The following is a 12087-nucleotide window of genomic DNA, read 5'->3' as shown; positions in this document are numbered from 1 at the left end:
CACGGCCTAGCGGTCGGAGCCCGGCGTTCCCGGCTCGACGTTCACACGCATGGTCACGGGCTCGCCGTTGACGACGGCGTGCAAGGTCGCCCACGTGCCATTCGCAGGCGCGCCCTGCACGGGCCAGCGGCGCGCGGCGCCGGGCAAAGCATAGCCGAGCAGTCCCGCCGAGACTTGCGTGCTCTGACCATCGGACCAGTCAAGATGAACGCGGCTCAGTTGCGCATGCGTTTGCGCGCCGTTCGACACGCGCAGCATGACGTCGGTTTCGTTGCTTGCCTGGCTCTTGCGTTCCAGCGCGAACTTCAACGCGGGTGAGCGCGCTTCGTCCGCGCCCACGAAGACCGGCACCGAATAGCGCAACTGCATGCGCACGCCCGTGTTCTGGGCGCTTTGTGCGTTCGGAATTTCATCGATCAGCAGACGATACGTCTCCTCGCGCGCAAGCGGCTCGCTTCCCACTCGCAGAATGCGGATGGTCTGATCGCCGTTCGGCGCGATCTGCACGATCGGCGGACTCGCGACGATGGCGGCCGTGCGCTCCAGATGGTCTTCGTCGAGCGACTGCGTCCATGCGAACACGCGTACCTGAGCATTGAGCGGCGCACTGCCGTCGTTATGCAGCGTGAGCGCGGCGGCGGGCCTTTCGGCGGAGAGATCGAGCCGGATCGGCGACACTTGCAAGGCCGCCGCCGATACGTTCGCCGCGTACAGAAGGCACCACCACGAGAAGCCCGCCAGCGCACACGCGAGCGCCCGCCTGCCGGGCCGCGCGGCCCGGTAACACTGCGATGAGCGCATGCTAGAACGTGACGGTAGCCGTGACGACGGATGAATACGTGCCCGCGGCCGGCGTGGTCTGCGGCGCGACGCGGCCATAGACCGTGACCGTCTGCGCCGCGCCCGTGCCGGTGCCCGAGACCGTGTCGGTGCCGACCGTCTGGCCCCAGACGAGCGTGCGCGCGGCATCGCGATAGAGCTGATAGGCGACCGTCGGCAGAGGCGTGCCCGTGCCCGCGAGCAGCCGGTTCGGCACCGTGGAACCCGACACCGAACCCGCATCCAGCCCGACGTTATACGACGCGCCGTTCGAGCAGGTGACGCTCAACGTGGTGGTCTGATCGATGTTCGCCGCGATAACACCCGAGTTGCCGAAATTGAGCGGATTGGCCGCGATCTGGCAATCGTTCTGCAGCGTGAGGGATACAGTGAAGGTAGTGGTTCGCGTGGCTGCGTTCGCTCCGAACGGAACGAGCGGCCCCGATGCCAACGCGATGCAAAGCACGGAAACGGCAAGGTTACGGCGACGCATTGTTCACCTCTTCTCTGGAAGTGTCTTCCGCGCGCCAAACGTTTGCGCTGCTCTCTCAGATTTTTGGCGCGTCGTGACGCCCTGATTATGTGCATTCCTCAGACGTTAAAGCGTAAGCGATTGTAACAATGCGTCGTCAAGGGTTCGACGTTTCAGAACGCGATCTCGACGACCGGCATTTGCGGTCGTTGCGCGGCCTTGATATCGGCGATGCGGACATCCGCGAAGTATTCGCCCGCGAGGATGCGGTACTGGCCGCCTGCGGAACAGGCCACGCTCGGCTGCGTGGCGCCCGTATCGAGCGTGCAGATATCGTAGACGGTCAGCGTCACGGGCAACTCTGCGTTGCCGGTGCCTGCGAAAGTGGAAGGTGCCGCGCTGAGCGCGAACGTCACCACGACGGACCATGCCGTCAGCGAACGAATGCTGGATGCCATGAGTTTCACGATGAACAGCGGTGACGGATGCAGCCGACGGCGCGGCCGCGCGCGCCGTTACTCCGGCGCCTCTTTTCGTTTACGGCATCCGCTGAGGAAACTTGATCGAGCGACGCAGCCTCAAGCGGCAGCAGTCTCCGTCACGGGCCGAAGACGTTCGAGCGCACTGCCGTCCTGGTTGAACAGATGCACATGGCGAATGCTGAAGCCCGCGTTCAGGCGTTGTCCTTCGAACGCAGTGGATTCGCCCGAGCCCTTCACTTGAATCACGAGGTCGTTCGGCAACCGCAGATGCAGGAGCGTCTCGCCACCGAGATGCTCGATCACCATCACTTCGCCGGCAAGACCGCTATCGATATCGCCGCCGCATTCCTCGACGAAATGTTCCGGGCGAATGCCGAGCGTGAGCGTCTCGCCCGCCTTCACCGACGAAGCCTTGAAGGGCAGCGTGAGCGCCTCGCCACCGGGCAGTTCGATGCTGACGCCGGCGGCATCGACACGTTGCACGCGCACGTCCATGAAGTTCATCTTCGGCGAGCCGATGAAGCCCGCGACGAAGCGATTATGCGGCGTGCGATAAAGCTCCAGCGGCGTGCCGATCTGCTCCACGCGCCCATGATTCAGCACGACGATTCGATCGGCCATGGTCATCGCTTCGGTCTGATCGTGCGTGACGTAGATCATCGTCGCGTTGAGTTGCTTGTGCAGCTTGATGAGTTCGAGGCGCATCTGCACGCGCAAGGCGGCATCGAGATTCGAGAGCGGTTCGTCGAAGAGAAACACTTGCGGTTCGCGCACGATCGATCGCCCGATGGCAACGCGCTGACGCTGTCCGCCCGACAACGCGCGCGGCCGGCGTTCGAGCAGTTGACCGATCTGCAGGATCTCGGCTGCGCGCTGCACGCGCTCCTTGATCTGCACTTCGGGCAGCTTCAGCATGCGCAGTCCGAACGCGATGTTCTCGTACACCGTCATGTGCGGATAGAGCGCATACGACTGAAACACCATCGCCACGCCACGCTGCGATGGTTCGAGTTCGGTGACGTCTTCACCGCCTATCAGTATTTGCCCTGAATCGCTGCGTTCGAGCCCGGCGATGCTTCGCAGCAAGGTGGACTTGCCACATCCCGATGGTCCGACGAAGACCATGAACTCGCGGTCCTTTACCTGAATGTCGACGCCCTTGAGCACATCGGTGCCTGCAAAGGACTTGCGGATCTGTTGTAGATGAACGGCGCTCATGCCTGTCTCCGTCTATGGCCGGGCCACGAGTATGTTCATCGCAGCGCAGCATCGAATGGCTTCGTCGATTTAGTTCTTGACAACCTGTTCGGGCCAAAATATACAATTGTAAAACCGAAATTACAAGTGAAACGACACAGACGGTCTTCGCCGCATACGCCGTGTTTTCCACCCGTTTCCCATCGCACTCGCAGGAACCGAAAGACGCTACGAACGAATCCGCAAGCCATCACTGCTCTAAAAAAATCAAAGGAGACAGGCATGAAGAAGCGCTTCACCCAGATGAGACAACTTGGTCCCGTCAAGCACGTAGCGGCTGTCGCGCTACTTGCGGCCAGCGCGGCTTTCGCCGCATCGAACGCACAGGCGTGGACGCTCAAGGAAGCCGCGGAGCCGTATTCTGGCACCACCATCAAGGCCATCTTTCTGGATCGTCCCGGCTACAAGGCAGCACAAACCCTGATACCGCAGTTCGAGAAAGAGACGGGCATCAAGGTGCGCTGGGAAGTGATTCCGTACGAGAACACGCGTGAGAAGGAAGTGCTCAACTTCGTGGGCGGCGGCGATCAGGACATCGTGCTCGTGGACGTCGTGTGGATCGGCGAATTCGCGAGCAACAAGTGGCTCGTGCCCATCAAGAAGTTCACGGACGACCCCAAGCTCGCGGACCCGAACCTCAATCTGAAGGGCTTCTTCCCCATCCTGCTCGACTCGTTTGGCACATGGGACAAGGTCACGTATGGCCTGCCGTTCGATAATTACTCGGGTCTCATGTTCTACAACAAGTGCATGCTGAAAGACGCGGGTTTCGACGAGCCGCCGAAGACCTGGGACGAGTTGCTGACAACCTACGCGCCGAAGCTCACGAAGGGCGACAAGTTCGCTTTCGCGTTGCAGTCGCGGCGCGGCGAGACGCAATCGGCGGATAGCTTCATGCGCGTGTTGTGGCCCAATGGCGGGTCGCTTCTCGATGCTAAGTTCAAGTCGAACCTGATGTCGCCGCAATCGCAAGCGGGCCTCGAATACCGGCAAAAGCTGATGAAGTACATGCCGCCGGGTATCGTCGATTTCGATCACGCCGAAGCCGTCAACGCGCTTGCGCAAGGGCAGGTCGCGATGATCACCGAATGGTCCGCTTTCTATCCGACGCTCACCGACCCGAGCAAGTCGAAGCTCGGCAACTGTCTTGCGATCACCACCGAACCGAAGGGGCCGGCGGGACTCAAGCCCGCGCTCGGCGGCTTCTCGCTTGCCGTGAATGCAAAGGCCAGCGCGAAGAAGCAAGCGGCATCGTGGCTCTTCATCCAATGGATCACGTCCGAGGCCATGGCGAAGCCTTATCTCGAGGCGGGCGGCGTGCCGGCACGCACGGCGGTCTATCAGGACAAGGCGGTGCAGGACAAGTATCCGTTCGTGAAGCCGATGGTCGAATCGTGGCAAGGCGGCGTGCCGGATTATCGTCCGCGTTTCCCCGAATGGCCGGCGGTGTCGGAAGTCATCGGCGAATGGGGCAGCAAGATCATGCTCGGTCAGGTGACGGTGAAGGATGGCGCGCAGACCATCGGTCAGAAGACCGAGGACATCCTGAAGAAAGCCGGCTATTACGACGGCAAGAAGCCTTTGCTCAAGTAATCGGCTGAACGCTAAACATCAGGAACCGGAGGCGATCGAATGGCAGGCGTGGCAACTTCTCCAAGGCTCGGAAAGCGGACGCGTTACTTTGGCGTGGTGCCGCGAACGCCTGCCTTCTGGTTCCTGATTCCGGCGATATTCGCGCTGGCGGTCATCGGCATTTACCCGCTGCTGCTGGCGCTCTATAACTCGTTTCATCAGTACAAGCTCGCCGATCTCGCGTCGGGCACGCCGTTCGTGGGCATCGACAATTACGTGGCGACGCTCACCGATCCCTCGTTCTGGGGCGCGCTCGGCCGCACTGCGTTGTTCCTTTGTCTTACCTTGCCGATCGAGGTCGCACTCGGGCTCTTTGCGGCGTTGATGCTGCACCGTATCGACTTGCGATGGATGCGCGCCGCCGCTCGCGTGAGCCTCGTCATTCCAATGGCGACAACTTACGCGGTCGTCGGCCTGATCGGCCGCCTGATCTTCAACCGGCAGTTCGGCGTGGCGAACTATCTGGCGGGCCTCTTCGGCATTCCGCCGCAAGACTGGCTTGCCGATCCGACGCTTGCGTTCGTCTCCGTGATGATCATGGATATCTGGCAGTGGACGCCGTTTTGCGCGCTGATTCTGCTGGCCGGGCTTTCCATGGTGCCGAAGGAAGCCGAGGAAGCGGCGCGCCTCGAAACGCCGAAGTGGAGCATGATTCTTTGGCACTTGCAGCGACCGTATTTGCTGCCGGGTTTGACGGCCATCCTCATTCTGCGCTCGGCCGACATGCTGAAGATGTTCGATGCCGTCTTCACCATGACGCGCGGCGGCCCCGGCACCGCGACGGAGTTCATCAGCATCTATATCCAGCGCGTGGGCTTTCGTCTCTTCGATCAGGGCATGGCGTCCGCTCAGGCCATCATTCTCTTGATCCTGACTATCGTGCTGTCGCGTCTTTATATCCGCTTCGTGTACCGGGAGGCCGCGTGAGTTCTCCGACTCTGCAAGCCGCGAATGGCGACATGACCAAGCGTGCCTTGCGTGCGCGTGCCGCACGCAAACGCGCCACCGTATGGCACTTTTTCGGTCTGGCGATCGTCTTCCTTTCGTCCGTGTTTCCGTTCTACTGGATGGTGACGACGAGCCTGAAGAGCCAGTCCGACGCGCTCGCGTATCCGCCGAAGTGGCTGTTCAGTCCCACGTTTCATCACTATTCGGCGGCGCTTTTCGAGCATGACGTGGCGGGCAGTCTGCTCAACTCGCTCATCATCGCGAGCAGCACGACGGTGCTTGCCATTCTGCTCGGCGCGCCCGCTGCCTATGCGCTTGCACGCTTCGAATTCCGTGGCAAGGAAGACCTGTGGTTCTGGTTCATCTCGAACCGCATGGTGAGCCCCGTGGTGCTCGCGGTGCCGTTCTTTCTGATTGCGACCAAGCTCGATCTCGTCGATACGCACATCGTGCTGATTCTTCTTTATCTGACCTTCTCGTTGCCGATCGTCGTATGGATCTGCACCGACCAGTTCCGCAATATTCCCGTGGAACTCGACGAGGCCGCGCGGCTCGATGGCGCGTCGCCGTGGCGCGTGTTCTGGCGCATCAACTTGCCGCTCGCGATGCCGGGCATCGTCGTATCCGCCATCTTCGCTTTCATCTTCTCGTGGAACGATCTGCTCTATGCGCTCGTGCTGACACGCACCGATGCCATTACATCGCCGGTCGCCGCGACGAGCTACATGAGCGGTTACGAATTGCCCTGGGGCGAGATCATGGCCACGGGTACGCTGATCGTCCTGCCGATGGTCGTCTTCGCGCTGCTCGTGTCCGGGCGGCTGGTGCAAGGTCTCACGATGGGCGCGGTGAAGTAGACTCCTTCGGCCTTCCATTGTGACCAGACACTCGATATGAGCAAGACAGTACCACCCCTAGCCTTCGCCGAAACCGACGAATCCATCGACTCGGAAGAGGAATTGCAGGCGCGCGTCGCGTGGCACTACTACGTCGGCAACCTGACGCAGCAGGAGATCGCGGAACGTATAGGCAGCAACCGCGTGCGCGTGAACCGGCTGCTCGCGGCAAGCCGCGAGTCGGGTCTCGTGCAGATCACCATCAACAGCAAGATAGCGCCATGCGTCGCGCTGGAAGAAGCGCTCAGCAAACGCTTCGGTCTTGAATGCGCGGTGGTCGTGCCGACCGGTGCGAACACCGAAGCGAACAACGCGGCGCTCGGTATCGGCGCGGCGAGCTACTTTTCGAGGCAGATAGTTGCAGGGCAAACTATCGGGCTTGGCTGGGGACGCACGATCCGCGCCGTGCTGCGCGCCATGCCGCAACGCAGTTATGGCGCGGTGTCGGCGGTGTCGCTGCAAGGCGGCCTCTCGCATTGCCCGAGCATCAACACGTTCGATATCGTTTCCGACTTCGCGGATATCTGCCGAGCGGACGGATATCTGTTCGCCGCGCCCATCTACGTCAGCAGCCAGAAGGCGCGCGATGTGATCCTGCAGGAAGGCACCGTGCGCGAGACCTACGAACTCGCGCGCAACTCCGACCTTGCCCTGCTGACTTGCGGCGATCTGACGGAATCTCTCGTCGTAACCTATGGCATCGACAATCCGGAGCAATTGCGCACGCTCGAAAAAGCAGGCGCGGTCGGCGACATGCTCGGGCATTTCATGGATGAAGACGGCGAGCTGATCGATCATCCGCTGAATCGCCGCACCGTTGCGATCACGCTCGAAGACTTGCGCAAGCTGCGTCGCGTGGTTCTCGTCAGTGGCGGGGCGAAGAAGTTTCATGTCACGCGTGCGGCGTTGCGCGGACGCTATCCGTCGGTGCTCGTGACCGATGAAGACACGGCGCGGCGACTCTGCGACGAACCTTGAAGAGAACATGACCGACACCATCGACCGTAACCGCGAGTTTGCAGGCAAGACCGTGCTCGTCACCGGCGCGGGCAAGGGCATCGGCCACGCGACCGTGCATCTCCTGATCGAACGCGGCGCGCGGGTCGTTGCCTTGAGCCGCAGCGCTGCCGACCTCGTGCAACTCAAGGAAGAGACCGGCTGCGAAACCATTGCCGTCGATCTCGCAAATGCCGATGCCACCCGCGAAGCCGCGCGCGGCGCGCAACCGGTCGATCTGCTCGTGAACTGCGCGGGCATCGCGCAATTGCAGCCGTTTCTCGAGACGACCGCCGAAGCGTTCGATCTCACCATGAACGTCAACGTGCGCGCCGCGATGATCGTCGCGCAGGAGTGCGCGAAGAGCATGATCGCGCGCAATGTGGGCGGGGCCATCGTCAACGTGTCGAGCTTGTCGGCGACCGTCGGCTTGCCGTTGCATGCGGCGTATTGCGCGTCCAAGGGCGGACTCGATGCACTGACGCGCGTGATGGCCGTCGAACTCGGACCGCACGGCATCCGCGTCAACGCCGTGAACCCTGTCGTGACGATGACGCCCATGGCCGAGCGAGCCTGGAGCGACCCCGTCAAATCCGGCCCGATGCTCGCGCGCATTCCGCTGAACCGTTTCGTGCAGCCCGTGGAAGTGGCGCGCTCCATCGCCTATCTGTTAAGCGACGATTCCAGCATGGTCAGCGGCGTGAGCCTTGCCATCGACGGCGGCTTTCAGGCGGGCTAGCCAACAATAAACATTTCAAGGAAGGAACGACGATGGAAGCACTGGTTCTCGAAGAAGCACGGCGTATCAGCTTGCGGCCGTTCAGCTTGCCGCAGGTGGTCGGACCGCGCGACGTGCGTATCCGCATTCACACGGTGGGCATTTGCGGCAGCGACATTCACTACTACCAGCATGGCCGCATAGGACCGTTCGTCGTCAATGAGCCGATGGTGCTCGGGCATGAAGCGTCGGGCACGGTCATCGAGGTCGGCGATGAAGTGAGCAATCTCAAGGCGGGCGACCGCGTGTGCATGGAACCCGGCGTGCCGGACATGGAGTCGCGTGCATCGCGTGAAGGGCTTTATAACCTCGACCCCAAGGTGCGCTTCTGGGCCACGCCGCCCGTGCATGGCTGTCTCGCGCCGTTCGTCGTGCATCCCGCGGCCTTCACGTACAAGTTGCCGGACAACGTGAGCTTTGCCGAAGGCGCGATCGTCGAGCCGCTCTCCATCGGCTTGCAGGCCGCGAAGAAAGCCGCGATCAAGCCGGGCGATGTCGCCGTCGTGCTGGGTGCGGGCACCATCGGCATGATGTGCGCGCTGGCGGCGCTCGCGGGTGGATGCAGCCGCGCCATCGTCTGCGATCTCGTGCAGGAGAAGCTCGATCTCATTGGCGCGGTGCAGGGCGTGACGGCCGTGAATATCCGCGAATGCAATGCGAAGGACGTGATCGCCGAACTGACCGACGGCTGGGGCGCGGATATCGTGATCGAGGCGAGCGGTAATGAAAAGGCCTTCGAGGGCATTGTCGATCTGTTGTGTCCCAGTGGCTGCCTCGTGCTGGTCGGCATGCCGCAGCGCGCCATTGCCCTTGATGTGGTCGCCGTGCAGATCAAGGAAGCGCGCATCGAATCCGTATTCCGCTACGCGAATATTTTCCCGCGTGCGATCCAGCTGATCGCATCCGGCAAGCTCGATGTGAAGCCGTTCATCTCGCGCACATTCCCCTTCGCCGATGGTATCAAGGCGTTCGAGGAAGCATCGAGCGGCCTGCCTACGGATGTGAAAGTGCAGATCGTGCTCGAAGAATAACGAACGTCAAAACGATAACCGGAGACACGAACATGACGGATATGACGGCCATTGTGTGCCGCGCGCCGAAGGACTATCGCGTGGAGCGCGTCGCGCGCCCGACGCCGGGCAGAAACGAGATCGTCATTCGCATTGCCGCATGCGGAATCTGCGCGAGCGACTGCAAATGCTGGTCGGGCGCAAAGATGTTCTGGGGCGGCCCGAACCCTTGGGTCAAGGCGCCGGTCATTCCAGGCCATGAATTCTTCGGCTACGTGGAAGAACTGGGCGAGGGCGCGGCCGAGCACTTCGGCGTGAACAAGGGTGACCGCGTGATCGCCGAACAGATCGTGCCGTGCGCGAAGTGCCGCTATTGCAAGTCCGGGCAATACTGGATGTGCGAAGTGCATAACATCTTCGGCTTTCAGCGTGAAGTGGCGGATGGCGGCATGGCCGAATACATGCGCTTCCCGCCGACAGCCATCGTTCACAAGATTCCGGACGGCATCTCGCTCGAAGATGCCGCGATCATCGAGCCGCTCGCGTGTGCCATTCATACGGTGAATCGCGGCGATATTCAGCTAAGCGATGTCGTCGTGATCGCAGGCGCGGGACCGCTCGGTTTGATGATGACGCAAGTCGCGCATCTCAAGACGCCCAGGAAGCTGGTCGTGATCGATCTCGTGGATGAGCGGCTGGAACTCGCGCGCGAATACGGCGCGGATATCACCATCAATCCCAAGAGCGACAACGCGCTCGACATCATCCGCTCGATCACGGACCAATACGGTTGCGATGTCTATATCGAAACCACGGGCGTGCCTGCCGGCGTGTCGCAAGGGCTGGAATTGATTCGCAAGCTTGGACGCTTCGTGGAGTTCTCCGTGTTCGGTGCGGATACGACGGTCGACTGGTCGATCATCGGCGACCGCAAAGAACTCGACGTGCGCGGCGCGCATCTCGGTCCTTATTGCTATCCCATCGCTATCGACTTGCTGGCGCGCGGGCTCGTGACTTCCAAGGGCATCGTCACGCACGACTTTTCCCTGGAAGAATGGGACGAAGCGATCAAGACCGCCAATTCACTCGACTCAATCAAGGTTTTGCTCAAGCCTAAGAGCGCTTGAAGCAAGTGTTGCAAGCGCGCCGCATTTTCTTAAGCAGGCGTTTTCTTGCTGACATAACCCGTACTAAGATGTAACGGTCAACGACGACGCTCGCCGAGGCCGAATGTGAGACGAAAGGATCTGCTCTATCTTGCGATTCTGGCGCTTCTTCTAAGGTTCTTGCCTGTCCTTGCGCTCTGTTTCCTGGCAAGCGGCTTAGCGGATTTTCAACGCAGCCGCCAGTTCGATGCAGCCAACTGGCGGCGTTATTTTCTTGGCAATGGCCTGCTTACGTGGGTGCTTTCTCCCTTCAATTTGCTGGTCGATCTCATCTGCGAACGGAATCACGGCGTCTACGATCTCTCGCAGTTACCGGCCGCGCATCAAGACGAGATCCGCTCGATCATCGCCGCTTTCAACGACCGTCTTCCGCTAGTGAACGCGCGCCTCGGAGGGCAAATGGCAAGCAAGCGCCGCGGCATGTGTTTCGTGCGCTGGTACGGCATGCCTGTCGATAGTTCGCTTGACTTACCGGAATTGGCGCGCGACTTCAAATACGTCAAGACCATCGGCATATCGGTTTTCAATGAGCGGCAGAGTACGTCAGTGCATTACGGACCGCTGCGTCTTACCTTGCGTTGTCTTTACAACCTCCGTCCTATCGACGACGAAAATGTCTTTATCGATGTAGCGGGGCGTCGTCATTATTGGCACGACGATCCGCTATTCATTTTCGACGATACGCTCGTGCATCGGTCGGTCAACGAATCCGATCGCTTGCGGTACTGCATTTTTCTCGATGTCTTAGGCCTTCGCATTTTGCGCGCGTGCTTGACGTCATGGTCGCGGCGGTGCGTCTTGGCGTCATGTCCATGCGACGTGTGTTCTATGCAAACTGAGAAATGATTCGCTAGCTTGCCAATAGGCGAGAGGGCCGTGAAGCAACTCGCCTTAGCTTTTATCATGCAACTAACTGTCGATCGCGCTCGATACTTTATGTTGACGCCTTAAAGCAAATTCCTCATTCCTTAAGCCTGCAAAGCAACATGGTGCTAAAGCCGTCTGAGCTAAAGGCGTCGCCATCCATGCTCCTTTTTTAATGCGGCGCTACAATCCGCTTGCCTCGTGCTTAGTCGCCTTGCATTCGAGACGCGATGAATTCAAAGACTGACGGCCGCCCCACGCCTTCAGCCTCATGCGATATCCGATAACCATTAATAAGCCGGAGCCGCCCAATGACCACGCTTTCCATCAACGGCCAGACGCATACCGTCGATGCGCCGCCCGACATGCCCTTGCTTTGGGTGCTGCGCGATCTTGTGGGCCTGACGGGCACCAAGTTCGGCTGTGGCATCGCGCAATGCGGCGCCTGCACCGTTCATCTCGACGGCGTCGCCGTGCGTTCATGCGTGCTGCCTGTGGCGGCTGTCGGTGAGCGCAAGGTGACGACGATCGAAGCCGTCGGCGACACACCCGCTGGCAAGAAGGTGCAAACCGCATGGCGTCAGCTGGATGTGGTGCAGTGCGGCTACTGCCAGTCCGGACAAGTCATGTCCGCGACCGCATTGCTCACGACCGTTCCCAATCCGACCGACGACGACATCGACGCCGCGATGGCGGGCAACATCTGCCGCTGCGGGACGTATCACCGCATCCGCGCGGCGATCAAGCAAGCCGCGAAGGAGGCCTGA

14 protein-coding genes are annotated in these 12087 nt (G+C 60.9%); 9 read left to right on the top strand and 5 right to left on the bottom strand.

Features of this window, described 5'->3' with window-relative positions; all coding sequences use genetic code 11:
• Positions 1-6: 6 nt before the first annotated feature.
• The 4 genes from LDZ28_RS22465 to LDZ28_RS22450 form a co-directional block, all read right to left on the bottom strand.
• Positions 7-801 carry a molecular chaperone gene (locus LDZ28_RS22465; RefSeq protein WP_244830819.1) on the bottom strand — a complete coding sequence of 265 codons (795 nt, stop codon included), beginning with the start codon at positions 799-801 and terminating at the stop codon, positions 7-9.
• Between the two features lies 1 nt (position 802).
• Positions 803-1312: a spore coat U domain-containing protein gene (locus LDZ28_RS22460; protein ID WP_244830818.1), complete on the bottom strand. Its 510-nt coding sequence runs from the start codon at positions 1310-1312 to the stop codon at positions 803-805.
• A 152-nt stretch (positions 1313-1464) separates the two neighbouring features.
• Positions 1465-1749, bottom strand: a complete 285-nt coding sequence (locus LDZ28_RS22455; protein WP_244830817.1) for a hypothetical protein — start codon at positions 1747-1749, stop codon at positions 1465-1467.
• 120 nt (positions 1750-1869) lie between these two features.
• Positions 1870-2991: an ABC transporter ATP-binding protein gene (locus tag LDZ28_RS22450; RefSeq protein WP_244830816.1), complete on the bottom strand. Its 1122-nt coding sequence runs from the start codon at positions 2989-2991 to the stop codon at positions 1870-1872.
• Between the two features lie 261 nt (positions 2992-3252).
• Here LDZ28_RS22450 and LDZ28_RS22445 point away from each other — a divergent pair, with 261 nt between their 5' ends.
• The 7 genes from LDZ28_RS22445 to LDZ28_RS22415 are packed head-to-tail and all read left to right on the top strand — an operon-like array spanning position 3253 to position 10417.
• Entirely contained in the window at positions 3253-4623 is a 1371-nt protein-coding gene (locus LDZ28_RS22445) for a sugar ABC transporter substrate-binding protein (RefSeq protein ID WP_244830815.1), read from the top strand.
• 39 nt (positions 4624-4662) lie between these two features.
• Positions 4663-5589 (top strand): carbohydrate ABC transporter permease, encoded by a 927-nt coding sequence (locus tag LDZ28_RS22440; RefSeq protein WP_244830813.1) that lies wholly within the window; start codon positions 4663-4665, stop codon positions 5587-5589.
• Between the two features lie 32 nt (positions 5590-5621).
• Complete coding sequence (locus tag LDZ28_RS22435) at positions 5622-6467, top strand: carbohydrate ABC transporter permease (protein WP_284503485.1); 846 nt, start codon at positions 5622-5624, stop codon at positions 6465-6467.
• 36 nt (positions 6468-6503) lie between these two features.
• The gene (locus LDZ28_RS22430) at positions 6504-7484 is read left to right on the top strand and encodes a sugar-binding transcriptional regulator (RefSeq protein ID WP_244830810.1); all 981 of its coding nucleotides are present in this window, start codon (positions 6504-6506) and stop codon (positions 7482-7484) included.
• 7 nt (positions 7485-7491) lie between these two features.
• Entirely contained in the window at positions 7492-8241 is a 750-nt protein-coding gene (locus LDZ28_RS22425) for an SDR family oxidoreductase (protein WP_244830809.1), read from the top strand.
• Positions 8242-8273: 32 nt separating this feature from the next.
• A complete protein-coding gene (locus LDZ28_RS22420; RefSeq protein ID WP_244830807.1) occupies positions 8274-9311 on the top strand; it encodes an NAD(P)-dependent alcohol dehydrogenase in 1038 nt (345 codons plus the stop codon).
• Between the two features lie 32 nt (positions 9312-9343).
• Positions 9344-10417, top strand: coding sequence for an alcohol dehydrogenase catalytic domain-containing protein (locus tag LDZ28_RS22415; protein ID WP_244830806.1), 1074 nt, complete (start codon positions 9344-9346; stop codon positions 10415-10417).
• Between the two features lie 195 nt (positions 10418-10612).
• On the opposite strand, the gene LDZ28_RS32715 is transcribed toward LDZ28_RS22415, so the two are convergent.
• Positions 10613-10744 (bottom strand): hypothetical protein, encoded by a 132-nt coding sequence (locus LDZ28_RS32715; RefSeq protein WP_255784837.1) that lies wholly within the window; start codon positions 10742-10744, stop codon positions 10613-10615.
• Between the two features lie 111 nt (positions 10745-10855).
• Here LDZ28_RS32715 and LDZ28_RS32895 point away from each other — a divergent pair, with 111 nt between their 5' ends.
• Positions 10856-11302: an aspartyl/asparaginyl beta-hydroxylase domain-containing protein gene (locus LDZ28_RS32895; protein WP_370652260.1), complete on the top strand. Its 447-nt coding sequence runs from the start codon at positions 10856-10858 to the stop codon at positions 11300-11302.
• A 329-nt stretch (positions 11303-11631) separates the two neighbouring features.
• Entirely contained in the window at positions 11632-12087 is a 456-nt protein-coding gene (locus tag LDZ28_RS22410) for a (2Fe-2S)-binding protein (protein ID WP_244830799.1), read from the top strand.

Origin of the sequence: Caballeronia sp. TF1N1 (assembly GCF_022878925.1) — a bacterium.
Taxonomy (GTDB): domain Bacteria; phylum Pseudomonadota; class Gammaproteobacteria; order Burkholderiales; family Burkholderiaceae; genus Caballeronia.
This window is presented reverse-complemented; position numbering and strand designations above follow the sequence as displayed.

What these genes read in the sequence shown, in the direction of transcription:
- LDZ28_RS22465 (WP_244830819.1), bottom strand. Translation starts at nt 801, where the DNA reads ATGCGCTCATCGCAGTGTTACCGGGCCGCGCGGCCCGGCAGGCGGGCG.
- LDZ28_RS22460 (WP_244830818.1), bottom strand. Translation starts at nt 1,312, where the DNA reads ATGCGTCGCCGTAACCTTGCCGTTTCCGTGCTTTGCATCGCGTTGGCA.
- LDZ28_RS22455 (WP_244830817.1), bottom strand. Translation starts at nt 1,749, where the DNA reads ATGGCATCCAGCATTCGTTCGCTGACGGCATGGTCCGTCGTGGTGACG.
- LDZ28_RS22450 (WP_244830816.1), bottom strand. Translation starts at nt 2,991, where the DNA reads ATGAGCGCCGTTCATCTACAACAGATCCGCAAGTCCTTTGCAGGCACC.
- LDZ28_RS22445 (WP_244830815.1), top strand. Translation starts at nt 3,253, where the DNA reads ATGAAGAAGCGCTTCACCCAGATGAGACAACTTGGTCCCGTCAAGCAC.
- LDZ28_RS22440 (WP_244830813.1), top strand. Translation starts at nt 4,663, where the DNA reads ATGGCAGGCGTGGCAACTTCTCCAAGGCTCGGAAAGCGGACGCGTTAC.
- LDZ28_RS22435 (WP_284503485.1), top strand. Translation starts at nt 5,622, where the DNA reads ATGACCAAGCGTGCCTTGCGTGCGCGTGCCGCACGCAAACGCGCCACC.
- LDZ28_RS22430 (WP_244830810.1), top strand. Translation starts at nt 6,504, where the DNA reads ATGAGCAAGACAGTACCACCCCTAGCCTTCGCCGAAACCGACGAATCC.
- LDZ28_RS22425 (WP_244830809.1), top strand. Translation starts at nt 7,492, where the DNA reads ATGACCGACACCATCGACCGTAACCGCGAGTTTGCAGGCAAGACCGTG.
- LDZ28_RS22420 (WP_244830807.1), top strand. Translation starts at nt 8,274, where the DNA reads ATGGAAGCACTGGTTCTCGAAGAAGCACGGCGTATCAGCTTGCGGCCG.
- LDZ28_RS22415 (WP_244830806.1), top strand. Translation starts at nt 9,344, where the DNA reads ATGACGGATATGACGGCCATTGTGTGCCGCGCGCCGAAGGACTATCGC.
- LDZ28_RS32895 (WP_370652260.1), top strand. Translation starts at nt 10,856, where the DNA reads ATGGCAAGCAAGCGCCGCGGCATGTGTTTCGTGCGCTGGTACGGCATG.
- LDZ28_RS22410 (WP_244830799.1), top strand. Translation starts at nt 11,632, where the DNA reads ATGACCACGCTTTCCATCAACGGCCAGACGCATACCGTCGATGCGCCG.